The sequence below is a fragment of the Acinetobacter sp. CIP 102529 genome (genome assembly GCF_000368325.1).
In the GTDB taxonomy this organism is placed as follows: Bacteria; Pseudomonadota; Gammaproteobacteria; order Pseudomonadales; family Moraxellaceae; genus Acinetobacter; species Acinetobacter parvus.
Window position 1 is genome coordinate 1,158,930 of sequence record NZ_KB849355.1, and the last position, 22,272, is coordinate 1,181,201.

At 38.5% G+C, this 22,272-nt stretch carries 27 protein-coding genes; 4 read left to right on the forward strand and 23 right to left on the reverse strand.

Annotated elements, in window-relative coordinates; translation table 11 throughout:
• Position 1: 1 nt before the first annotated feature.
• From F972_RS16490 to F972_RS10915, 21 genes are all read right to left on the reverse strand, one after another.
• Positions 2 to 238: a GpE family phage tail protein gene (locus tag F972_RS16490; protein ID WP_322766163.1), complete on the reverse strand. Its 237-nt coding sequence runs from the start codon at positions 236 to 238 to the stop codon at positions 2 to 4.
• Complete coding sequence (locus F972_RS10820; RefSeq protein WP_004769755.1) at positions 124 to 417, reverse strand: phage tail assembly protein; 294 nt, start codon at positions 415 to 417, stop codon at positions 124 to 126. The genes F972_RS16490 and F972_RS10820 overlap by 115 nt, the downstream gene beginning before the upstream one ends.
• A gap of 73 nt (positions 418 to 490) precedes the next feature.
• Entirely contained in the window at positions 491 to 1,006 is a 516-nt protein-coding gene (locus tag F972_RS10825) for a phage major tail tube protein (protein ID WP_004769756.1), read from the reverse strand.
• 26 nt (positions 1,007 to 1,032) lie between these two features.
• Positions 1,033 to 2,205 (reverse strand): phage tail sheath protein, encoded by a 1,173-nt coding sequence (locus F972_RS10830; protein WP_004769757.1) that lies wholly within the window; start codon positions 2,203 to 2,205, stop codon positions 1,033 to 1,035.
• A 93-nt stretch (positions 2,206 to 2,298) separates the two neighbouring features.
• Positions 2,299 to 2,580 (reverse strand): hypothetical protein, encoded by a 282-nt coding sequence (locus F972_RS10835; protein WP_004769758.1) that lies wholly within the window; start codon positions 2,578 to 2,580, stop codon positions 2,299 to 2,301.
• Between the two features lie 8 nt (positions 2,581 to 2,588).
• Positions 2,589 to 3,965: a phage tail-collar fiber domain-containing protein gene (locus F972_RS10840; protein WP_004769759.1), complete on the reverse strand. Its 1,377-nt coding sequence runs from the start codon at positions 3,963 to 3,965 to the stop codon at positions 2,589 to 2,591.
• A gap of 32 nt (positions 3,966 to 3,997) precedes the next feature.
• On the reverse strand, positions 3,998 to 7,300 hold the full coding sequence (locus F972_RS10845) for a hypothetical protein (RefSeq protein WP_004769760.1): 3,303 nt from the start codon (positions 7,298 to 7,300) through the stop codon (positions 3,998 to 4,000).
• Positions 7,301 to 7,305: 5 nt separating this feature from the next.
• A complete protein-coding gene (locus F972_RS10850) occupies positions 7,306 to 7,896 on the reverse strand; it encodes a phage tail protein I (protein ID WP_004769762.1) in 591 nt (196 codons plus the stop codon).
• Positions 7,889 to 8,806 carry a baseplate assembly protein gene (locus F972_RS10855; protein ID WP_004769764.1) on the reverse strand — a complete coding sequence of 306 codons (918 nt, stop codon included), beginning with the start codon at positions 8,804 to 8,806 and terminating at the stop codon, positions 7,889 to 7,891. Before F972_RS10855 ends, F972_RS10850 begins: the two co-directional genes overlap by 8 nt.
• Positions 8,803 to 9,147 (reverse strand): GPW/gp25 family protein, encoded by a 345-nt coding sequence (locus F972_RS10860; protein ID WP_004769765.1) that lies wholly within the window; start codon positions 9,145 to 9,147, stop codon positions 8,803 to 8,805. Before F972_RS10860 ends, F972_RS10855 begins: the two co-directional genes overlap by 4 nt.
• Positions 9,144 to 9,824, reverse strand: coding sequence for a phage baseplate assembly protein V (locus tag F972_RS10865; protein WP_004769766.1), 681 nt, complete (start codon positions 9,822 to 9,824; stop codon positions 9,144 to 9,146). Before F972_RS10865 ends, F972_RS10860 begins: the two co-directional genes overlap by 4 nt.
• A 68-nt stretch (positions 9,825 to 9,892) precedes the next feature.
• Positions 9,893 to 10,339 (reverse strand): phage virion morphogenesis protein, encoded by a 447-nt coding sequence (locus F972_RS10870; protein WP_004769768.1) that lies wholly within the window; start codon positions 10,337 to 10,339, stop codon positions 9,893 to 9,895.
• Positions 10,339 to 10,842, reverse strand: a complete 504-nt coding sequence (locus F972_RS10875) for a phage tail protein (protein ID WP_004769772.1) — start codon at positions 10,840 to 10,842, stop codon at positions 10,339 to 10,341. Before F972_RS10875 ends, F972_RS10870 begins: the two co-directional genes overlap by 1 nt.
• Positions 10,839 to 11,672, reverse strand: coding sequence for an N-acetylmuramidase domain-containing protein (locus F972_RS10880; protein ID WP_004769773.1), 834 nt, complete (start codon positions 11,670 to 11,672; stop codon positions 10,839 to 10,841). The genes F972_RS10875 and F972_RS10880 overlap by 4 nt, the downstream gene beginning before the upstream one ends.
• Positions 11,669 to 11,941: a phage holin family protein gene (locus tag F972_RS10885; RefSeq protein WP_004769775.1), complete on the reverse strand. Its 273-nt coding sequence runs from the start codon at positions 11,939 to 11,941 to the stop codon at positions 11,669 to 11,671. Before F972_RS10885 ends, F972_RS10880 begins: the two co-directional genes overlap by 4 nt.
• On the reverse strand, positions 11,938 to 12,297 hold the full coding sequence (locus tag F972_RS10890; RefSeq protein WP_004769776.1) for a putative holin: 360 nt from the start codon (positions 12,295 to 12,297) through the stop codon (positions 11,938 to 11,940). The genes F972_RS10885 and F972_RS10890 overlap by 4 nt, the downstream gene beginning before the upstream one ends.
• A 7-nt stretch (positions 12,298 to 12,304) precedes the next feature.
• Entirely contained in the window at positions 12,305 to 12,514 is a 210-nt protein-coding gene (locus F972_RS10895; protein ID WP_004769777.1) for a tail protein X, read from the reverse strand.
• A complete protein-coding gene (locus F972_RS10900; protein ID WP_004769778.1) occupies positions 12,511 to 12,960 on the reverse strand; it encodes a head completion/stabilization protein in 450 nt (149 codons plus the stop codon). Before F972_RS10900 ends, F972_RS10895 begins: the two co-directional genes overlap by 4 nt.
• Positions 12,961 to 13,075: 115 nt before the next feature.
• A complete protein-coding gene (gene gpM, locus F972_RS10905; protein ID WP_004769779.1) occupies positions 13,076 to 13,882 on the reverse strand; it encodes a phage terminase small subunit in 807 nt (268 codons plus the stop codon).
• A 2-nt stretch (positions 13,883 to 13,884) separates the two neighbouring features.
• Complete coding sequence (locus F972_RS10910) at positions 13,885 to 14,889, reverse strand: phage major capsid protein, P2 family (RefSeq protein ID WP_004769780.1); 1,005 nt, start codon at positions 14,887 to 14,889, stop codon at positions 13,885 to 13,887.
• A gap of 32 nt (positions 14,890 to 14,921) precedes the next feature.
• The gene (locus tag F972_RS10915; protein ID WP_004769781.1) at positions 14,922 to 15,764 is read right to left on the reverse strand and encodes a GPO family capsid scaffolding protein; all 843 of its coding nucleotides are present in this window, start codon (positions 15,762 to 15,764) and stop codon (positions 14,922 to 14,924) included.
• 187 nt (positions 15,765 to 15,951) lie between these two features.
• Between F972_RS10915 and F972_RS10920 the strand changes: the two genes are divergently transcribed.
• The gene (locus tag F972_RS10920; protein ID WP_004769782.1) at positions 15,952 to 17,721 is read left to right on the forward strand and encodes a terminase large subunit domain-containing protein; all 1,770 of its coding nucleotides are present in this window, start codon (positions 15,952 to 15,954) and stop codon (positions 17,719 to 17,721) included.
• Positions 17,718 to 18,782, forward strand: coding sequence for a phage portal protein (locus F972_RS10925; protein ID WP_004769783.1), 1,065 nt, complete (start codon positions 17,718 to 17,720; stop codon positions 18,780 to 18,782). The genes F972_RS10920 and F972_RS10925 overlap by 4 nt, the downstream gene beginning before the upstream one ends.
• A gap of 125 nt (positions 18,783 to 18,907) precedes the next feature.
• Here F972_RS10925 and F972_RS10930 read toward each other — a convergent pair whose 3' ends face one another.
• Both F972_RS10930 and F972_RS14780 read right to left on the reverse strand, forming a co-directional pair.
• Complete coding sequence (locus F972_RS10930; RefSeq protein WP_004769784.1) at positions 18,908 to 19,381, reverse strand: hypothetical protein; 474 nt, start codon at positions 19,379 to 19,381, stop codon at positions 18,908 to 18,910.
• Entirely contained in the window at positions 19,350 to 20,315 is a 966-nt protein-coding gene (locus F972_RS14780) for a hypothetical protein (RefSeq protein WP_051063289.1), read from the reverse strand. The genes F972_RS10930 and F972_RS14780 overlap by 32 nt, the downstream gene beginning before the upstream one ends.
• Before the next feature lie 535 nt (positions 20,316 to 20,850).
• Here F972_RS14780 and F972_RS10940 point away from each other — a divergent pair.
• Positions 20,851 to 21,054 (forward strand): hypothetical protein, encoded by a 204-nt coding sequence (locus tag F972_RS10940; RefSeq protein ID WP_004769786.1) that lies wholly within the window; start codon positions 20,851 to 20,853, stop codon positions 21,052 to 21,054.
• 4 nt (positions 21,055 to 21,058) lie between these two features.
• On the forward strand, positions 21,059 to 21,616 hold the full coding sequence (locus F972_RS10945) for a hypothetical protein (protein ID WP_004769787.1): 558 nt from the start codon (positions 21,059 to 21,061) through the stop codon (positions 21,614 to 21,616).
• Positions 21,617 to 22,272: the final 656 nt, after the last annotated feature.

The window sequence follows — 22,272 nt, forward strand, 5'->3', positions numbered from 1 at the left end:
TTTACTCTGTTTCTATTCTTTTACGTGCACGGTGTTCCCATGCCATGAGTTCTTCCAAACTAAAATCTGCACAATCTGTGGGTGTCCAATGAAAGACAACCGCAAGATTGGCAATAACGTCATCTACGCTGTTGGGGAGCTGTTTGCAGCTTCCAAAAAACTTGCTATGCCTTCTGCAATTTTGAGGGTATCCATCAGTTCCAATGTATAAACCTCTTGCGATGTCATTGCTGGTAATGTGATCCGAGGCAATAAAACTGCCAATGAATCAATCTCAAAACTCAATACATTTTTTAAACTTAGACCTCGACAATGCCCCGTATTCGGTTTGACCAAGTTGATCTCTTTCACATGATCTTCACCACGTTTAAAACCGAAATCTAATGGAACATTTTTAGTATTTGGTTGATTTTGCATTGCAAATTCCTTAAATAAAAAAGTTGATGTAAAAAAACCTTCTGCAGCACTGGACTACAGAAGGGTAGGAAAACTAGATACCAATGTTTTGACGATGTTTTTCATACATATCGACACCATCGACTTTGAATATAATGCCTGGAATATCGATTTCAATCACGGCTTTGCCATCGATTGATAATTTGTAATATGACCAGATCGTTTTCATCGAAAGTTCAGTGTCATCACCGGGTTTTGAATTACCAAAGTCAATTTCTTCATGACGGCCACGCACGACCATTTCGAGTGCCGTAGTTTCTCCAGTGTCGTCACGCTGATAGGATCCAGCGAAACGTAGACCAATTGCTCCAACCGTTGCAGCACCGTATTGCCCGATTACCAATGGGTCGATACCACCTAGTTTCCAGGCAAATTCGATCATGTCATCTGACATGCCTGCATCCCACTTGATACTGCCGTCCATACCACCGCCACGCCAAGCCTCCAACTTACGCCCGAGCTTTGGTAGAGTGACTTCGCCTGTTTGTCCAAGGTAAGAATTACCTTCATTAAATAGGTTCATCATTTTGAGTTTTTTAGGTAAAGCCATGTCGTTTTATCCTTTTTATTGTTCTGTTAGGCGGTCATACGAGAAGCGAAATCAGCCAAATAGCGGTCTGTGATACGCTGACGTAAAGTGAGGTCTTCCAGAGGTGGTACTGGCGTGAAGTCATAATCAAGCAATAAACGACCTGATTTGAGCGACTCTTTAGAATTGACTGAAGGATCGAACCAACATTCACCATCAATGATGTAGCCACCAGTTTTTAAATCACGGAATTTGGCATTGATACCTTCGACAATATCTTTGGCCAATGATGGATGAAGGTCTTTATCCACTGCCCACATGTGCCCTTCTGCCATGGTGTCGGCAAGAATTTGTGCAGTACGTGTGTAATTTTCAAAGGCAAAAAGCGGATCTGCTGAACATGTACGAGAACCCCAGAAACGGAAGCCATCTTTTTGGATCAGCGTGGTGATTTCATTGCCATTGAGATAGCCAGCATCGGTATCCATGGACTGCAATTGCCAAAAAATATCTTGGGAAATACCAGTTACACCGTTGACTGGAACGTTGGAAAGTGTTTTTTGCCAACCTGTGTCATTGTCAATTTTGGCGCGTAAACCTAATGCTCGAGCAGTGGCATCAAATGTCGTGGTTTGCGAAGTGGCTGTGTCCCATCCTAAAAAGTCAGGATAAATCAGCATCGCTTCTCGCGCGCCAATTGCTTCACGATATGCAGCTGCTTCTTCTTTTGTTTCACAACCAAAACAAGACAAGTAGTTAAATGCCCGAAGTTTTTCAGCAATTGAGTTTAAAGCCGTTGCCACTGGTGCAGTATCTAGACCAGGAACACCCAAAATACGAGGACGTACTTTCAGATTTTGTTCTGCTGCCAATAAAGCCTTCATACCTGTATAACGACCATTTTCAACACCACCGATAATTGCTGAGTTTTGTTCAGCTTCTGTGGTTTTTTGGTCTACACGTACAATGACAATAACCGCATTGGTTTGGTCTGCGATGGCTTGTAAAGAACGTGCAAGTGTTCCCTTTTCACCTGCTTTGTCCAAAGCCGTTTTGATATCTGTAGCAAGTACTGGAGTATTGAGCGGTAAAGCTACTGCATCTGCATCTTCTGCAGTTGCAACCAATCCGATCACAGCAGTTGAAACTGTACGGATTGGTCGGGTGCCTTCGTTGAGTTCAAGGACTCGGACACCATGATGGTATGAATCTGTAGCCATATAAAAAGCCTGTAATCTGTTGTTATGTTTTCAGATCACAGGCTTACAAATTGACTATATATTGTCAGTTAAATGCAGTTGTATTAAGGCTTTTTACAACTTAGCTGGTTTAATGAGATTGAGCACATCAGGATTTTGTTCTAAAAACTCAGCTAATTTTTGTTGAGCTGAGATAGGCTCATTAATTTCGGGCTTATTGATGAGTTCCCACTCAAAACCGTTCCAACGTGGCCAAACATCATCTGCCCACGTTTCGGGTGGCGGAACTTCTACACAACCTGCAGGAATAAGATAAATTCCGTCTTCTAAAGGTGATGGATCTGCAGAAGTTTTGCCGACAAATAAGCCTGAATAATTGGTTTGATATACTTTCATAATGTCACCTAGTATTTGATACAACAAAGCCAAGCAATGTTTCGTGGGCGGTTTTCATCCCCAATAACACCTGCAGAATTAGAACTTTCACCGTTATATGCTGAACCGTCGCTAGTCATATAAAAATAGTTGTCCCAATCTGTACCGCCTTTAGACCCCATTTTTCCTTTAGTTGGGCTTGTGCCAAATGGCCAACCATCATAAGCCTCACCAAAACCAAAGTGCTTATGCTTAAGAACTTGTTGAGTTTGCTTACTGCCAATAACACGACCTGTATCTATACCGCGCCCATCGTCTAAGCCACGTGGAAACTCTGCGCGCCCATCAGGAACATTAAATGTGAGTACGCCATCACCTACACCGTAGGTTGTTCCAATAACAGCGAAAAGGTCTGCATAAACTTCACGGGAAATAGCTGCACCATTGGCTTTAATTAATTTGTAGCCAGTAGGAATATTTGCTGTGGCTAAATATAAAATCGTACCAGGTGGACAGTCATTAAATTTTGACTCAACGCCTAAATTTTGACGTGCTAAATCTTTATCAGGAATATCTGAAAGATTTAAATTTTGTGCAAGTGGATAAGGAGCAGTGCCCAATGGTTCATTTTGTACCACAAGGATTTTAGAGCCGTCGGGATATGCTTTACCTAATGTGATGCTTGTTGAAGACGTTGCTTGCCAACCATTTTCACCCACTTTATTTGTAATCCGATCACCATTGATATAGATCGCAATACCGTGGGTATTCACTGTCGTAAAATCGACTATCATTTGATTTGTTGCAAGTGTTTGTTCTTCTTCAATTGTGTTGACAAAAATTTCAGCCGTTGAAGAATCGCCCCACTCAATTTCACCATCTAGGTTCGATGTCTTTTTTAAAACTTGACCTGTCAAACCACCAGGGAAAAAATATGCAGGGGTAAATGTATTGACGACCCAACTATGTGTGGCGATAACCACATTTGGGTCGATTTTTAATTCTATAGTACTGGCATTTGATGTGAAAAAAGGAATACGAATCACAGTACCTGAAAACAAACCATCACTTGCAATAGGTTTTTGGATGTCAGGTAAATTGCCAACAATAAATAAATTACCATTGCTATCAAAAATGCCGACTTCACGGAGTACGAAGCCCCCAACGGATAATGGGATGATGAGCTCAACCGTAAATTTTGAGTCGTTTTCAGGATCTTGAAACACACGGTTGATGGTGGAACGATAACGTTCACGTACCAGTTGAGTCTGATTTTCTGAAATATCGACAGCATTACCAGAGCCATCACCCACGGCAAAATGGGTGAGTTTGATTTGAGAACCTGTTGCTTCAGCTTGAGCAATTAACTGTAAGCCTTTTTTTGTATGAATTGATTTATATTTCATAAATTTATAACTCTAAAAATAAGTTGGTTTGCTTAACAGTTAATTGAGATAACGCCAGCGTCGATATCACAGCTGATTTTACCATTCACATCTGTTACCAGTTGCCCGTTGTTTACAGTGAATCTTGTGCCAATGTTTGGATTTTGATTATCAGCTAAAACAAAGTGCGCTTTACTTTGATTCGTGTAGATGTAGCCATGTTTTAAGACTCGCCCTTCGCCCTTTTTCAAACCTTCAGCAGTTGTGATTTGAACGGGGATGTCATCAAGCGCAACACCGAAAACTTTATCTGTTGCAGATGCTAAATGAACTGAACTGCTAGACTTCGTTACGACAGAACCTTTAGGGATGTATGCAGATGATGTGTTATATGCAATTTCGACTACATCAGTCATTTCGGCATAGTAATCACGTCCGTAACTGTAAAGATCTGCAGTTGCACTGCTTAACTGAGTGTTAATTTCAGCAACGATTTGAGCATTTGTCATTGAACTGTAATTTTTGTTAAACACCACATTATTTGTTGTGCCGTTGATAATTACACCTAGTGTTTTATTGCTTGTTGAACAGTCACCTAAGCGTTTACCCAAACTCGTATAAATTACACCGCCATCAGCATATGACGCTGTTTCAGTTAAGTCTTTACAGCCCCAAGCTTGAGCAGATAAACCAACAGAACCATCTTGTATGATGTACCCGTCGATATAATCTCGGCTATTTGTATAAAGACTGACATCTGTATTCGCTTGATTGTTCTGAATCAACAGAGAATATGCAGATGATGATTTATCAAAACGAATTGTGTTGTTTAAGCCTGTGGCTGTTGTCTTGATCCTTAAACAATAACCAGCAACTTGGTTATCGAACAAAAATGGATCATTACCGTAACCTGAAAATTTCCATTCCGCATGATTGAAACTGTCATAGTTCTGCGTAGTATTAGATTTAAGCCAAAGCTGGCCATACTCCATCACATACGAAGTTCCGCCCCATGAACAACCCACCATTTGCATTTTATCATCAACAAGTGAACCGTCATTCTCGCAACGTACAATCAACTTGCTTGTATTGCTTGAGAATCTGAATCCCTCGAAATACATTTTAGAGGGAGTTAAAAACTTACTGTTGTTGTGACAGTAAAATGGTGTTCCACCATCTGAATGTGCGCCACCACCAATAAAATACGTTTCTTCGCCTGTGCTTGTACCACAGCCAAGCGCCTGCATTGAACCTTTACTTCCTTTTGAGACAAAGAGTACATTTTCAAATCTATGCGTACTGTTTGCACCGTTTGGATTGTCTAAGTGCAATGCATATCGACCATTTACAATGACAAATGTAACGTCTTTGATCAGGCAATCTTTTGCATAACTGTAAAGTGTTTGGTATGTCGTGCGTGAATACGTTGTTCCATTCGCAGACGGTCCAATATCAGCATCGTTAAATGGAAGCTCACACCAAAACATAGTTTTACCATCGCCGATGATGTCAACATGGTTTTTGGCGAGAATCATCGATGGATACCCTGGATATCCTATTACTTCACTAGCAACATCAACTTTGTGAAAACCTTTAGTTTTAATCACATAACGTTTCTTATCTGTTGCATCAGCAATACTATCTAACGCAAGTTGTACAGCATTCTTGCCTTTAAATTGCGCTGTCGCCTCATTGGCATCTGCGGACGTAAAAATTTCAGTTTCAAGCACAGCAGATGGATCTGGAAGAACTATGTTTTCTAAAGTTTTGACTTCAAAAGATGTGTACTCACTCGGAAATAAAGCATCTTCAGCAATTAAAATAGTACCCAGTTGCCCAACTGGTACAGTAAAACGTGCATATTCCGCATTGGCTGGCGTAGTGAATTTTTTGTTAGCAGGAACGATTTCGAGACCACTAATATAAACTTTATCTTTTGTATAAAATGCAAATTGTTGATTGTATGTATTATCTGAACGATAAATTGTGTTTGATTTAATCGGCAAATAATCTGTTGCATAGTGCCCAGTGACACTGCCTACTTGTCCATTTTCAAAATTCACATATTTGTCTTTCTGCGCTGTTGCAAGATTGACAATATTCAAGTCTACAATATGTGCAACTTCTTTAACTTTGTCTTCTAAACCATCGACTTGATTGACTTTTACTTTGAGTTTAGGAATTTCCATTGCATACGGAACATACGTGTTTGCTTGAAAATTTGCACTTTCAGTGACAACAAGACTTGCTAAGTCTGCAACTTTTACAGAAAAACGAATATATGCTGTATTTGCAGGCGTTGTAAATTTCTTACCGACAGCGGTTACTTGACCGCTTAAATATTCAAATTTGTCATTGTAAAAACAAAATTGCTGATCATAAAAAGATGATGTTTGATATTCAGTATTCGCTTTGACTGCGTAGTAACCAGCGATGCAGTATGCTTCACTTGCTGGTTCATCAAGATCACGACCAGTATTCCACTCGATATATCGCCCTAAAATAACATTTGAGGTATCAATAATATTTTGAATTTTGACACTTAAAGAGTTTTTGACAGATTGTTCCAAACCAACAATTTGACTTGGTGTTAATCTAAAGGAACCATTATAAAGAGTATAAGGGACATAACCATATATAGGGGGATACTTTGCTGATTCGCACAGCATAAATGTACTAACCCAATCGTGTTCTAATGTTAAACCTACAAATTTTGTGTTTACTGGGGGGGTAAACTTAAAATCTTTAGCTATTAAACTTTTTTCACCTGAAATAAATATTTTGTATTCATCAAGATATACTATTTGCTGATTATAAAAATTAGGGACTTGATACTCGACACCTGGTGTAACAACGATCAGTTTTGATGCAATAAATTTATCTAAAGCATCATTTAATTGTCCATTTTCAGCATTCCAATACTTACTCGGAAAACCACCTTTAGGGTCATATATATTTACACCGCGCTTAAATAAATCTCTTACTAAATCATCTGTGTAATCAGTAGATTGTTGTAATACACTTACACCTTCATCATCCCAAGATCCATTATCCCAAAGATAATATTTTTGAGTAGCAAAAACATATGCTTGCTGAGGGTCTGTTTCACTAGGATAGTACGCTTGTAACTGAGCTAGTGTCTTGAAAAATTTAACACCTGATTTTGCGGTGGAAATTTGAAGTTTTACATTTTCTAAGTCTTCATTACTGGCTTTTTCTGACTGTAAATATTCAGTTCTATTTAACAAGCTTTGTGCTTGTGCATTCATGATACCGTTTGGTCCAGCAATTGCTTGATCAGTTTTTTCTAACTGATATACATCAGACCACTCATTTTTAGGTGTTAAATTCGTCATATTGTTCAGTAGCCTTTTAAGTCTTGGTGACCATCTAACAACCATGAACCATCTAGATAGAGCCCATTTACAGATAAATATTCGAGGTCATGCCCCACACAGATTGTTGAAGCAAAATATGTAGAGCACTCATTTGTGATTGTGAGAGATTGCCCGACGAGATGTGATCTTAAATTCTTGTTTTTATTAACGACTTTTAAAATATCTTTTAAATCAGTAGCCGTGATTGAATCCTGAGCAGTTTCAACTAATAATTTAAATGTATAAGGTTTCCCGACAGGAACCATATTGAACCATTCTTGAACTTTTACACGAAAGCCCAAAGAACCTAATGCAGTTTCAAGTGAACCAATTGTCCCTTTGTGCATGTGGGATTTCAGGGAACTTGCAACCGTCTGGCGTTTCTGTTCATCCGTCCAATCTTTATTCCAAACATCAACGGACTTTTCCCATGCCAAAAAGGGAAGTACTCCAAGTGGTGCAGCCATTGAATCATTAAAAGTTCGCGTAGGAATTTCTACAGCAGATACGCGAGAGAATGTTTGTTCAAAATTAATTTCGAACTTGGTGGAATTTGGTGGTAAAAGGCTATTCATTGTTTGGGATCTCCTTCAGATAAATATTGAAGGAATCACAAAATGCAACTTGGCCAATTTGCGTTGAGATGTTTGAAGTCGGGCTAATTAAATTTACTTTTGTCACACCAGGGCGATGTAGGGCTTGGTAAATACCTGACAAACTCGGTTCAGATCCGAAGGCATGAACTTGTGCTGCATATTTACGAATTTCAGTAAATGCACTTTGTAGAATTACATTTGCATCTGGACCTTCACCAACTTCAATTTCAGCTTGGATGTTGTATTTTAAAATACTGGCAGAATAAACTTGCACATAATCAGTTAATGGTCTAATGACTTTTTTATTTAAATTTTGATCAACAATAGAAATGAGATCTTCGGGTGCTGAACCGTCTGATTCATTTGAAAGCACATAAATATTACAAATCCCTTTAGGGTAACCTTCTACATCTAAAGGTGCATAAGGATAAATATCCTTTACTCGTGCATCAGCATTGATGCCATGAAAAATATACGAACCCTCACTGCCTGCAGTGGTATAGCTTTCAGGTGACATTTGTACACGACGTCGTAAAGAGACATCTGTTTCAAGTACGGCATCTTCAGTAGAGGTTGCTTCTGAGATCGTTTTTCTTTCAAGGTTACGTTCAGCTGCTTTATGATCTAAATCGTTATTATTTGCATAAGCTAAAAGTACTGCTAAGGCTTGTTCATTTGATGTTTGGCGTACCAACATTTCACGATATGCAAATGCTTCAGCAAGTTTATAAGCTGGATCTGACTCAAGTACAACATAGTCAATACCGAGTTCTTTCATACGCGCATGAAAGTCGTCCAAACCTTCTTTTAGAATTGTTTCATAGTCGATTTGAGCGACAACGTCAGGTGCAGGAAGTTGTGACAGATCGATAGCTGAATTTGATGTCATGGTGTAGCCCCAATACTTACAGGAATATTTAAGTTTTGTGCTTGTCCTGTTTTTGTGAGTGTGAACTCAAGATCGATTACCATTTGACCTGCTGAAAGAGAGTTAATATTGATTTGACTTACATCAATACGGTTTTCCCATTGCAAAATACTCGAGTAAATCGTGCTATAAATTTTCAGATATAAAGCTTCTGAAGTCGGTTTATCAATCAGATTGAAAAGTTGCGTACCATAGCTTCTACGCATAATGCGCGAACCTAATGGAGTAGAAACAATGTCTTGAATAGACTGTTTGATATGTTCTAACTCGCTCAGATTTGAGCCAATTTCACGTGACATCATGGTACGGGTTCTCCCGAAGTTTCTCCACCTGATTTGACACCTGATGTTTTATGCGACTTCAATGAGATCGCACCTGCTGTGACGTCTGCCTCGGTACTGAAGTTTCCTGTTGAATGGCTACTGCCCTGTACAAGTTGACTGCCACCGACTGTATTGTTGCCAGTCATAGCTGTACTGCCATTGACTTGGACATTGCCATTAATAGTGGTATCACCATTAATGGTTGCCCCACCTGATTTGGCATTGACTGTAACGCCACCATCGGCATTGACTGTAACGCCACCTTTTGCGGTTAAAACAGCAGTACCATTGCTGGGTAGAATCACTTCAAGCGCATGAGTATTGGTGTCATAAGAAATCATGCAGCCGTCAGAAAATAGGCGAATATTTTTATTTAAATCTTGTGATAGCACGGGATTATCCGCATTGTTCAAGCCACCAATTGCAATACCTATCTCTAATACACCGCATGGACTTAAAACTATTACTTCTTCACCAATAGATGGTGGGTCAAAGGTTTTGTCATTGCCTGCACGTAAATTGAGATAACGGATTTTGGCAGTGGTAATCTCGCCAATTTGGACGGTCACTGTCAGAAAGGGTTTTGTCGGTTCTACCGTCTTGATTTTTCCTAAACGAATCAGGTTTTCAAGACGTCTTGATAGGTCTGCACTCATGTCTGCAATCGTGTTGCAGTCATTTTTTTATTGCATGTGCTGGCTGTTGTATTAACGCTTTTTACAAATCATTTTGAAATAAATTTAATTACTTCCGTTTCAATCATATCCATTTCTTCTGTCGTAAATCCTAAAAGTTCTCGACTGGTATATTGAACAGTTGGTCCATCTTTTTCGACTTTGTCGCGTAAACCGTATTGATGAACTCGGGCAATAAATGCCACACGACCTGCAAAACCAATCGCGATGCCTTGGGCTGTGCGCTCGAAGCGCATATATTTGGCATTTTTAATCAGATTAAACATTTTATTTTTGATTTTATTTTTCTTGTCCCTGAGGCGAAACTTTCTGGGTACATAGGCCGAACCATCTGGATTTTGTTGTTTTGTGATTCGGCTTTTTTGTGATGATCGTAACTTTCGACCAATCTGCATTTCTAATTTGCGTCGTTCTTGATCACTGAGTTGGTTCAGCATACTACCCAGATGTTCGGTAAGCGCTTCAAGCTCTGCCATTAGAAATATTGTTCCTCAGGTTCTGCTGACTGCCATTCAGCCAAAGTTTGTCCCGTTTTACTGTCGATCATTTTAAACAGTTGCGATGGTAATGCTTTTTCATGCTGAGGCTCGTCAGGGAATGAAACACTTAAAGTGCCATCATCATTGCGTTTGACAATGACTCGTTCTGTGAGTGGTAGTGTCAATGCTAGATCTACGGTACCGTTGTCCAGGACAACCGTTTCAAACTTAAAGGCATCTTTGCTTTTTTCTAAGTTCGCTAATAATTCATGCTGATTGATACGTACCCAGTCCAGCAATGGAATCATGACTGCGTCCAGATCTCCAGCATATTCAGTTAAAATCAAATTGAGATCATAGACATATTCAAATGAAAGCCCGTTGGCTAAAGTACAACGGACGTTGCCTTTTTCGGTAAAAATCAGCATACGTTCAGGATCACGCTGTAATTCTTTAACTGCGTTAAGCATGTGTGTGCGTAGGCTTTCAAGTTTTTTCATGCGACTTTTGAAACTCCATAAATGGGTTCAAGATGAGCACGTTCAGCAAGGAATTTGGCTTCATAACCGAGTTTTTTATAGTTAGGACCGTTGTATAAACGGAAGACTGTGTCCCAATCTTCTTTTTGTAGTGCTGTGAGTAAACCTTTTTTGGTTTCAATGAAGCGGATGAATGCCTCTAATTGTAAAGATTCACTGGTTTGCATTTGCTCAACAAACTCAAATACGGATTTGTAGCCGAGGTCTTGCCAGTTTTCGCCCATGATCTGGAACTGCCCCCATGAACATGACATGAGTGCAGCTTCTTCATGGATATTTTTAGCAAGTGACAAACGGGTATATTCAGCTTCATTGCCCTTGTAGCCACCTGTGGCGGTGTTGACCAGATTTGGATATAAGCGCATTTGCTCGTTGGCAAAGGCTTTGCCTTTGAATTTGACCAAATAGGCATACATTTTATGGCGTTCAAATAGAATCTTGGCTTTGCCATTTTTTAAAAAACCAACGCCACGTGCTTCGGTTGCACCAAAGGCGCGAATATTGAGTTCTGGCACATTGAGTCGCACTGCAGCATTTTTATAGTCTGAACCTTTTAAAAACTTATCAGTACTGCCGCCCATTAAGGCTGTACGGGTTTTATCACCTACTTTGCCATCATCAACTAAACCATGTTTGCGTTGAAATTGAATCACGGCATATTCGGTATTCGCACCAAAGTCGCCATCTGGATTGAGTACTTTTCCATCGGAGCCTTTATATCCAAGCGCAATAAGTTGTTTTTGGATCATCACGACGGCATCTCCTTGAGCGCCAAATTTAATTAAACTCATGATGCACTCCAGATCAGTTTGGCCACATTACCTTTGGCTTTAATAATCAGTACTGCTAAGAGCACTGCAAAAACTGCATCCCACAAGGTCACAGGATCTTTGAAAAATAGAATATGTACGCTTTGCCCGATAAATGAGCCAATCAGAATGGCAGCAAGAATTGAGTATCCTTGGCGGTGGCGTAGGCCTTCAGAATTAAAACAAATGATACGAACACCGCAGATCATGTATGCAATCAGTGCGATGAATTGAAATAATTGTTCCATCATGATGATCCTCCACCACGAAAAATTTTATTGATGATGTCTGTTAAGTTGGACTGATCTACCCACACCATGATTTTTAAAATGATGGGAAGTGAGAAGATAGCTGCAACCATGCCAGCTGTTGCGTCATTACTAATAAATGTTCGAGTTTGAATCTCAGGTGTAAGCAAGTAACCAATGCCCGTTGCTAAAAGCATCGTCATCATGCGTTGCAGGGGTTTTAAATCTTTTTTAGTTGTCGCAAATAGTGCTGCGCCAAAAACTGCCCCCAACAATGCATTGCCGTTGATAAATGGTAAAAGTGAAGCTGCACTTAAAGTGATTGCTGTTGCAGCTGCTGTTGTGGTTGGTTCTGGCATCTTGTTATTAGTCCCATAGGTTTATGGTTTGTTTTGTTTGTTGTGGTGTTTCAATTTCGGGCAATGTGACCTGTGTCCCCATTGGAATAAATGGACCAAATTCAGCAAGTTTGGGATTGGCTGTTAAAACCATTTCGACCACGCCAGAGCTACGACCGTACTCACGCCAACAGATCGCATCGACCGTGTCGTTTTGTAGGGCAGTGATAGTTTTCATATCAACTCCACCACTGTATGGTTTTCACCAAGTAACTGTTGAATTGCCCACTGGCGATTGCGACGGTAATCATCCACCGTACATTCCGCTTGCTCTGCTTTTTTTGCACCTGAATTGGAGCTGTCGTAGTTGCGATAGTTCTCATTGACCTTGGCTGCTACACCATTGGCAATTGCGGAAAGATATAAATAATCGGTATCGGGTTTGCCATCGATGATGGTTTTGGATAAATCGGATAATTTGGCAACGTTGGTTTGCAATGAAATAAGCAAACGATTCAGGTCGATGACTTCTTCAATGATGGTTTGTTTAAGTCTTTCGTTGGTGACAGCTCCGTCAATACGGACAATTTCCCGGATATGATCAAGACTAACACTCGGATAAAATGGGTCACTTTCGATGATGATTTGACTTGGTGTTGTATTGCCATTTGCGACGAATCCCATGCTGTCCCCTGCCGTCTGTTTTTGTTGAATTTAGTGCATGGGTGGGAACAATTCTCTAAGTGTGTATTACGATGTAATGACACCAAAATTGTTCGCCCATGCGGTGCGTGGGCACTTATTCAGTCGTTTTAAAAACCAAGGTTCCTTGGTCATCTACGACTTGTGAACCATCACTATTCAGTAAAGGTTCAGACTGTTTTGGTAAGCGATCTGCAAATTTATCAAGAAACTTCTTAGTTGCTTTCATTTCACCTAAAGCACCAGACTTTTCATCTAATTCAAAAGCAGACGTTAAATATGCTTCTGCAGATTTTGCATGTGCCAGATCCACATCACTTGGTTCATCTTTACTCTGAATTAATTTGACTGTGGCTTTACCCAAAGCTAAATACAGTTTGGCTTTAGCTTGGTTCGGCATATCCAATACTTTTGGATCTAAATCAGCATTTAGAATCAATTGTTCAACTTGCTCTAAGACTGAAACATCAACTGCAGCATCGGTTTTCAGTTGCTTTAAAAATGCTTCAGCAATGGTTTCAACCACATAAGTTGCTGTATTGCGCTTAAATGCATCTGGCATGATCATGTTATGACGTAAAGCGAACTCTGCTAATTCCAATGCTTTGGCATAATCACCGACATCGATACACCAAACCAAAATAGTCATAAAGACTTCATCTTGAATAGATTTATCTGCTTCAAGAATGCCTTCGATATAGGGTAAATAATTTGGAAGTAAAGCTGTTTTTAAAACAACTTTAGCTGCAGTGGCTTGGATTTGTTTTAGACGTTGACGGTCATTATTGAGTTGCATCATCTGCAACTCATAAGCCGTCATGTCTTGCATCGCACCAAACTCAGCAGCCGAAACGGCTGCTTTTTTGGCTTGATGTTTTTGGAAATGTTGACGTGCTAGGGTCATAATTACACCAACTCGATTTTTTCAGCCATTGCAGCAAGACCCAAATCTTCGATGTAATAATCTTCGTTTGAAGATTCATAGTTTTCGATTTGGTCACGTTTTGGATTGTCGATGACAGTACGACGACGAGAACCTTCTTGAACATAAATTGAAAGGTTGTCAAAAGTTGTCACCAAAATGGCATCTTCTGGGAAGAACGGTACTGCATAAACAGGCAAATTACCCATACGCTTTTGGCTGATGATGATGTCAGCTGCCAATTTTTCCGTGTTTTCTTGTTCTTTATTCACAATCGGAAAGTACTTATCTGCCAATGTTTTACGATTACACAGTACAACTAAATCTGGATTGTCCTGATGCACTTCATCAATCATTTCATTGGTCAGATCCATCACCAAAGCATCGACATTGTGATAATCACCCGTTGCACCGACGGTAATTTTTCCAACAACTTTACCTGATGACATCACACGTTCAGAATTTTCTTCACGCATCTTCTGCAACCAGCCTTTGTTTACATCTTGCAGTTTTGGATTTGCAATAATGTCAGTGGTCGTCGCAATAGAAGTACCATTGAAGCCAATCATGATACGGTCTAGACCTTGGCGTTTTTGAATTTGACCACTGAAACGAGCATAGAAATCTTTAAATTTTGCCCATTGATCTAGTTTTTGATATTTGATTGCTGTATCAAAATCAGTTTTACGACACATATAAAAACGCTCATCCATCGACGTTGGGTCTTTGGCTTGGCGATCTGTCGTGTCCGTATTTGTACGTGAGGCAATTGGACGTGAAATACCCAATCCAACTGCTGAACCTGACTGTTCTTGAACTAAGAAAATATTGATTTTCTGTAAAAATGCAGAAGATAACTGAATTTTATCTTCTAATTTCTGTTGAATTGTTGGTGCAACATTAAACTTTTCAGATACTTTGCTTACACCATTCAACTTGGCTAATTGAGTCATTGACTCATTGAATTTAAAACGTGTTTCTGGACGCATGTTAGATACTCTTTATATTTATAGTGATGGTTTTAGCAATCGACAGTTTCAGTGAATTTTGAATTTCCTGAAGTTTGACGTGGCTGTTGATCAGGCTCACCATCTAACTTGGTTTTAAATTCATTGAAATCTTTTTTCAGCTGCTCATGTTCTGTGTTTAACGTATTAAAATCATTTTCAAGTTTTGAAACCGTTTGACCTTGATTTGCAGTTTCAGTTGCGATTTCAACAATGGCTTGTTCTTGCTCAGAAAAGGATTCCGCAGACTTCTGTTCTGACTTTTGTTGTTTTGAGAACAGGTCTTTTACTTTTTGTACCAAGCCTGCGGAATATGATTGCTGTGTTTTGACTTCTTCAAATTCGAATTCCGTCTCAACTGCAGCAGTAAACAGATTTTCAGGTCGTTGTTTTTTACTTGCCAAAGGATTGGATTTTGCTGTAGCAGCAAATTGTAAATATTCGGTACCCAATGATGCTGGTGAGTCCGTCACAGCCAAACCGATTAAGTACGCGAAACCTTTACCTGCAAAGTTTTCGTCCACCTCAATGGAGGTATAGACTTTTTGCTTTTTCTTATTCAGCTCAATCAAACTTTGAGTCGGTTCAATTTGGGCAAAAAGTGCGTCTTTTTCTTCACCATTGATTGTGACTTTTTCTGTTTTTAACGCAATGACATCGCCATAAGCACCAAAAACACCGTCAGGGAAAACTGAACGTAAGTGTTCAATATTGATACGCGCACCGTAGGTATTTGGGTCATAATTCTGCGCCATTTGGACGATCCATTCTGGCTGAATTTCACGACCATCTGTGGTATCCCCTGCCACGGCAATACGGAACCACTTCGATTTATATTTCTTATCTTCTTTGCTCATTTGCAAACCTATTCATAAAAAAATGGACGGATAAAAATCACGCTTTTGAATAGGTGCAGAATGGGCAATTATGCTCTAACCAAGCAATTAAACCCTTTTGTATTAAGCCTTTTTACAACTCACATGAACTGATTGTTAGATTTCTTACTGCCAATGTTCGCTTATAGAAAATAAGCAAAACATTGTAATGAATGACCTATCCCCCATCGCAAATCTGCACTTGATCATGGACAACAAGCTGAAAGGAAAGTTCCTTTATTGGCTTGGTTGGAAAATTGTCGATATAGCAGAAGTACTCGAAGAAAAAGAGCGGACAGTTCAGGCATGGAAAACACGGGATGAGTGGGAAAAAGAAAAACCTGAAAACCGTGTTGAATGTGCGCTGACTGTACGTTTGATGCAACTTATTCTTAAAAATAAAAAAACTTCAGGTGACATCAAAGAAATTGATTTTTTGATGCGTCAATACAAGGAATTTGCGCGTATTGAAAAATATCGCTTGGACGGATCTGAAGCAGATCTGAATCCTGAAATCAGAAAAAGAAATACTGCTCCACGAAAAAAAGTTCCGAATCATTTTGATGAAGAACAAATTGAACAGATGATTTTGGCATTTGAAGAACGGCTGTTCGAGTACCAATGGACTTGGTACCGCGCTATGGATCAACGTTCTAGAATGATCCTAAAAAGTCGTCAGATCGGTGCAACATATTATTTTGCATTTGAAGCACTGATCGACGCACTCAAAACAGGTCGAAATCAAATTTTCTTGTCAGCTTCTAAAGCCCAAGCACATATTTTTAAACATTACATTCGAACTTATGCAGAAGAAATCTGCGGTATTGAACTCACAGGAGATCCTATTGTTCTATCTAATGGTGCTGAACTTCGGTTTTTAGGTACCAACTATAGAACGGCTCAAGGTCATCATGGAAATTTGTATTTTGATGAAATTTTCTGGACTCATGGTTTTGCTGAACTTGAGAAAGTTGCTTCAGCAATGGCAACACATGAGACATGGAGAAAAACTTATTTTTCAACACCTTCAACAATCACACATGAAGCCTATGAGTTTTGGACAGGTACTCGTTTCAATAAAGGTCGGACTAAAGACCAGCAATTAAAAATTGATGTTAGTCATGATGCTTTAAAAGATGGGCGTGTTTGTGAAGATTTGATGTGGCGTCAGATTGTCACTGTAGAAGATGCAAAGGCAGGCGGATGTGATTTATTTAACATTGAACGACTGAAATTTGAATATGCGCCTGACGATTTTCAAAACTTGTTCATGTGTAAATTTGTCGATGATGGGCAGTCCATGTTTCCGCTTAGCATGTTGCAATGTTGCATGGTGGATACATTTGAAGTTTGGAATGATTTTAAACCACATCATGCAAGAGCTTTTGCAAATAGACCAGTGTGGGTCGGCTATGATCCTGCGCGAACGGGAGATAATGCAGGTTTAGTTGTTGTTGCCCCTCCTCTTGTTCCTGGTGGAAAATTTAGAGCTCTGGAGTGTCATCAATTTAAAGGTGATGATTTTGCTCAACAAGCTGAACATATCAAGAATATAACCCTACGTTACAACGTGGTTTATATCGGAATTGATACGACAGGTATGGGCTATGGTGTTGCAGAACTTGTACGCCAGTTTTTCCCTGCATTGACCACATTTAATTATTCGCCAGAAGTCAAATCCAATCTTGTTTATAAAACATTAGATGTCGTCAGAAATGGTCGTCTTGAGTATGACTCAGGCAATAAAGATTTAACCCAGTCATTAATGAGCATTAAAAAAACATTAACTGCTTCACAAAAACAAATCACATTTACAGCTGGGCGTTCGGATGATGTTGGTCATGCGGATCTGGCATGGGCACTCATGCATGCAATTTATAACGAACCACTCGCAGGTATTACAGAAACCAATTCTTCAATGATCGAGATTTATTCATGAAACCATTTTCTATTGCAAAAAACATTTTAAACAATGTGCTGGATTTGCGACCACATCCTAATAGACCAATGCATTCGAATTCTAGAACTGAGGCATTTACATTCGGAGATGCAATACCAATAACTGATGGCCATGATTTATCAAATTATATGGAATGTTGGTTTAATGGTCGCTGGTATGAACCACAAGCCAATTTACATGGTTTATCAAAAACAGTAAAAGGCACACCATATTTGAGTAGTGCAATCAATTTTAAGAAGAATTATTTATCTAATTTATTTATTCCACATCCACATTTGAGTAAAAAGGATTTTGATCAAATCGCTTTAGATATTTTATGGAGTGGTAACTTTTACCTGGAAGATATTCGATCACGTTTGAATAACCGCATTCAGCTTAAAGCTGCTTTGTCGAAATACACACGAGTTGGTGATTTACCCGGTCAATATTTTTATTTATCTAATGATCATAATGGCTATAAAGAACATGAATTCATGCATGGTCGAGTGTTTCATGTCCGTGAAACAGATATTGATCAAGAAATTTATGGTGTGCCTGAATATTTATCAGCTCTGCAAAGTGCTTGGCTTAATGACTCGGCAACATTGTTCCGTCGTAAATATTATAATAATGGATCTCATGCAGGATTTATTCTTTATGTGAATGATCCAGCTTCAGATCCGAATGATATTACTGCGCTAAGAACAGCACTGAAAGAAAGTAAAGGTCCTGGGAACTTTCGTAACCTGTTTTATTACAGCCCGAATGGCAAAAAGGATGGTATTCAAGTCATTCCCACATCTGAGATTGCTGCAAAGGATGATTTCGTTAGTATCAAAGGTACCAGTCGTGATGACATGCTTGCATCTATGCGAGTCTACCCACAGCTTTTGGGGATCATTCCATCAAATGCTGGTGGCTTTGGTGATATTAAATCCGCATCGGAAGCATATAATTTTAATGAAGGTGGACCATTGAAAGCGAAAATGCTACAGCTTAATGAACTGGTTGGTGATGAAGTCATTAAGTTTAAAGAGTTTGAATTAATAACGACAAAATAAAAAAAGCCCTTAGGGCTTTTTTATAAACTAAATACAATAAAAACAATATCTTATATAATGAGAAATGTATTTAAGATGGCTTAAGCAGCTAAAATTAGATACCAATATATAGAATATAATATTTTCTAGCGACTACTCATCACAGTAATAATATTATAAAAACGCGTTGCTGTTGTAACCAATTCTATAACTGTATATGAAGTAACGATCATCATTACAGTTAAGGCATACTTTAAATACTCGGCAGGAACAACGAGTGACCCCAAACTAACTACTATCAATACCATTAACCAACCACAACCATAAAATGCTTGTTTAACAAAATTATGAAAATGTCCTGTTCTCATCATGTTTGCGATAAGTGTCCTATCCATCACAGCTGTAAGAATACTGATTCCAGCGAGTACGAATCCTAAAATCACACCTGCAATACTTGAAATTTGTTTTGCTAATTCATATGGACCGTTATTATCATTTAGTTTAGCTAGATATGGATCTGCATATTTCCATGTTAACCAGCCAATAGCTAATGAAAGGATGAGTGAAAAAATAAATTTCACTAATCTTTTAATTAGTTTCACCAGTTGCGAAATAGGCATTTATGTCATTCTCCACTTCAGCATAAGCCTGCTCGATCGCATTATATAAAGTATCACGTGGAATATATCGTCCAGTCGCTTCAACTTGCTGAGTTGATTTAATACGATCTGCTATAAGATCAATCGGCGAGATAATACCATTCTCATCAATTTTAGCAGTTAGTTTTTGTGGGTCATACTGGCTAAGTGTACGAATTGAATTTTTTAATGAGTTAATTAAACGTCGATTCATACCTGAATATCGCTGATCAATACCAACCTTAAATGTGAGATTATCTGCATCAGATAAATTCAACATATCCAGAGCATGACGTGAAAAATTGTCAGGATCAGGTAATAAAGCAGGATTTTGAGGTTTAGGAATTTTTGCCTCAATCTCGACTAGAGTTGTACCTGTCTGATTTAAACGTCTAAATGTATCTGCACTAATTAAAGGAGTCAGTTCAACTCTAGTTCCCCATAATCCAATTAATGTATCCACCAATCTAGTATGATGATTAGCGTGAACATTATAATGAATTGCAATCACACTATGTCTAGGAAAAAAAACAAAACAATTATGTTCTACCAAGCCTTGTCCATCAATCAAAGGTAAATCTAGTTCAGTTCCACCCAAAGAACTAATTTTAGGTAAATCGTCATTTCTGAACTTTCTTAAAGAACCGCAAAATCCAATTGCACCTCGATTCGATAAACCATAAAACTCACGTTTATAACCGCCATTATCATGGTGATTCGCAATTGTTCCATCCATAATGGCTCTAAAGCCTTGTAATGGGCTTGCAATGGTTTCTGTGGGAGTAATGGTCATCTGAAAAAAATCAACACGAATATTTTTTGATGATGGTCTTGGCATTCTTAAAATCCGATTTTTATAAAATAGCACATCACTATCTTGACATAGCACATCACTATCAGCAATATAAAAGAACACAGCACATCTGTGGCAGGCGTGACAACCTGTTCTAATACTCAAAGAGCAATAAATAACCGCTCTAAGCGGATTTTTTTTGCTTAAAAAAAGTCGTATCTGCTAGACTTCGTTATGGTAGATCGGCAGGGCAGCTTTGCGCTGGCCGTTTCTTTGAGTACGGTATTGTCACCCCTGTCGGTCTACCACCATGAATTATCATTAATTAAATACAATAAAAAATAATAGCTTATAAAAAATAGCACATCACTATATTGACATAACGGCACACTATAGAGCAACATAGTTTTACTCAGCAAAATCTGAGTACAGATGTGGAAGTCTGTGGTATTCACCAAAAGGGCAATAAAACACCGCTCTAAGCGGATTTTTTTTGCTTAAAAAAAGTCGCATCTGCTAGACTTGTCATGGTAGATCGGCAGGGCAGCCGCAAGGCTGGCCGGTTCTTTTGGTACGGTACTTCCACCCCTGTCGGTCTGCCACCATTCTGTGGAAGGAATGGTGGTGGGTTAACAACCTACCAAAAGGAATTTTAGTCATGAAAAGACAAATTCAAGCCCGTGTACCTGCACACCTCAAAAATGCTCACATTATCGAGCACACTCCTATTTACGACTTAGTCGCCTATGAGCAACGTTTAAAGAAACGTAAAAATCAAAAGGTGATCAAAAATATCTTTGAAAGTTTGACCGTCATTTGTATGGCTGTACTCACGTTCTCCATTTTATTTTTAGGAGAATAAGATCATGACTTTAAATGACAATATTATCCCTTATGTGCCAATTGCAGATCGGATTCAAGCCAACAATCCAACCAGTGAATTACTCTGCCAACAGTTTTTCCGTTTGATCGACAAAATTGTTCAGTCCCAGTTTATATTTAACCATGACACAACGCATGGTCACCTTTCCATTAACCCTGAACATATCAATGATCTGATCAAGGAATTAAATGAAAAAGGAGTCGACATTTCTTTATTAGAACAGCATTTAAATAATCTAGTTTATCCAAAGTATCTTGGTATCAAAGAAATCAAAAGTTCTATCTGGGATCAAGCACCTACCACCGTTTGGCAATTTCAACTCAACCAGATCCATAAAGAAGAACCCAAAATGATTAGCCATGATGATGCAGAATTTTTACTAGACCAAGCTTTGGGGTATATCCGAATATTGAAAGGATCACTGGAGACTAATACCATCAACCCACAAACTACTTACCGAGCCAATGATCTTGTTTATGCTTTATCTGATATCGAATTGAAGCTAGATCAAGTACAAAAATTCATGAGCAATATTGAATAAATTAAAAAAATTCGTACTTTGTTGGACGTGCACCAATATTGGGCACACTTGACGAAGGCGGGCAGTTGCCCCACCCCACCTGCCCGCCCTTAGTTTGGCTATTTCACTGCAAAATCAAGGTATTTCCTATACTAATAATAGATATATAGCTATTAGGTTCTTCCAAGCTTTTACCCAAATTTTGAATACTGCATTTCACTGCAAAATACTATTTTTTAAAAATATCCAATTCTGAAAATTTTGTGATTACTCCAAAACTTCTTTCGGAGTATTTTTACGCACCGACACTCTGACAAGAGAACAAATATTTGTTCTTTTATAGTGTTCGACTTAAATTTGAAGTAACAAAGTAATAAATAGAAATAAGCAATTGAAATATAAATAAAAAATATATTACTTTCAAAGGTAATTTTTTGTAATTTATGAAGTAATATTTTGTAAGTTATTGATTCTATTAATACAAAAAATCTATATAAAATACTTTTTTATACAGTATTAAATTACCTCAATATTACTTAAAAATTACTTAGACAAATGAGTATAAACTATTGAATATATTATATTTATATAAAAATATTACTTTATTACTAAAAAAATTAGATACCCCAAACTTATTTTTACATGTTCAGAAAACCATGAATTTGATGTTTTTTCAA

Excerpts from the sequence above, each read along its gene's own strand:
- F972_RS10925 (WP_004769783.1), top strand. The coding sequence starts at position 17,718 with ATGAAACCATTTTCTATTGCAAAAAACATTTTAAACAATGTGCTGGAT.
- F972_RS10900 (WP_004769778.1), bottom strand. The coding sequence starts at position 12,960 with ATGGGATTCGTCGCAAATGGCAATACAACACCAAGTCAAATCATCATC.
- F972_RS10820 (WP_004769755.1), bottom strand. The coding sequence starts at position 417 with ATGCAAAATCAACCAAATACTAAAAATGTTCCATTAGATTTCGGTTTT.
- F972_RS10945 (WP_004769787.1), top strand. The coding sequence starts at position 21,059 with ATGACTTTAAATGACAATATTATCCCTTATGTGCCAATTGCAGATCGG.
- F972_RS10870 (WP_004769768.1), bottom strand. The coding sequence starts at position 10,339 with ATGGCAGAGCTTGAAGCGCTTACCGAACATCTGGGTAGTATGCTGAAC.
- F972_RS10830 (WP_004769757.1), bottom strand. The coding sequence starts at position 2,205 with ATGGCTACAGATTCATACCATCATGGTGTCCGAGTCCTTGAACTCAAC.
- F972_RS10825 (WP_004769756.1), bottom strand. The coding sequence starts at position 1,006 with ATGGCTTTACCTAAAAAACTCAAAATGATGAACCTATTTAATGAAGGT.
- F972_RS10910 (WP_004769780.1), bottom strand. The coding sequence starts at position 14,889 with ATGCGTCCAGAAACACGTTTTAAATTCAATGAGTCAATGACTCAATTA.
- F972_RS10915 (WP_004769781.1), bottom strand. The coding sequence starts at position 15,764 with ATGAGCAAAGAAGATAAGAAATATAAATCGAAGTGGTTCCGTATTGCC.
- gpM (WP_004769779.1), bottom strand. The coding sequence starts at position 13,882 with ATGACCCTAGCACGTCAACATTTCCAAAAACATCAAGCCAAAAAAGCA.
- F972_RS10920 (WP_004769782.1), top strand. The coding sequence starts at position 15,952 with ATGAATGACCTATCCCCCATCGCAAATCTGCACTTGATCATGGACAAC.
- F972_RS10885 (WP_004769775.1), bottom strand. The coding sequence starts at position 11,941 with ATGATGGAACAATTATTTCAATTCATCGCACTGATTGCATACATGATC.
- F972_RS10930 (WP_004769784.1), bottom strand. The coding sequence starts at position 19,381 with ATGCCTATTTCGCAACTGGTGAAACTAATTAAAAGATTAGTGAAATTT.
- F972_RS10895 (WP_004769777.1), bottom strand. The coding sequence starts at position 12,514 with ATGAAAACTATCACTGCCCTACAAAACGACACGGTCGATGCGATCTGT.
- F972_RS10845 (WP_004769760.1), bottom strand. The coding sequence starts at position 7,300 with ATGACGAATTTAACACCTAAAAATGAGTGGTCTGATGTATATCAGTTA.
- F972_RS10860 (WP_004769765.1), bottom strand. The coding sequence starts at position 9,147 with ATGATGTCACGTGAAATTGGCTCAAATCTGAGCGAGTTAGAACATATC.
- F972_RS10890 (WP_004769776.1), bottom strand. The coding sequence starts at position 12,297 with ATGCCAGAACCAACCACAACAGCAGCTGCAACAGCAATCACTTTAAGT.
- F972_RS10850 (WP_004769762.1), bottom strand. The coding sequence starts at position 7,896 with ATGAATAGCCTTTTACCACCAAATTCCACCAAGTTCGAAATTAATTTT.
- F972_RS10880 (WP_004769773.1), bottom strand. The coding sequence starts at position 11,672 with ATGAGTTTAATTAAATTTGGCGCTCAAGGAGATGCCGTCGTGATGATC.
- F972_RS10840 (WP_004769759.1), bottom strand. The coding sequence starts at position 3,965 with ATGAAATATAAATCAATTCATACAAAAAAAGGCTTACAGTTAATTGCT.
- F972_RS10835 (WP_004769758.1), bottom strand. The coding sequence starts at position 2,580 with ATGAAAGTATATCAAACCAATTATTCAGGCTTATTTGTCGGCAAAACT.
- F972_RS10855 (WP_004769764.1), bottom strand. The coding sequence starts at position 8,806 with ATGACATCAAATTCAGCTATCGATCTGTCACAACTTCCTGCACCTGAC.
- F972_RS10875 (WP_004769772.1), bottom strand. The coding sequence starts at position 10,842 with ATGAAAAAACTTGAAAGCCTACGCACACACATGCTTAACGCAGTTAAA.
- F972_RS10865 (WP_004769766.1), bottom strand. The coding sequence starts at position 9,824 with ATGAGTGCAGACCTATCAAGACGTCTTGAAAACCTGATTCGTTTAGGA.
- F972_RS10940 (WP_004769786.1), top strand. The coding sequence starts at position 20,851 with ATGAAAAGACAAATTCAAGCCCGTGTACCTGCACACCTCAAAAATGCT.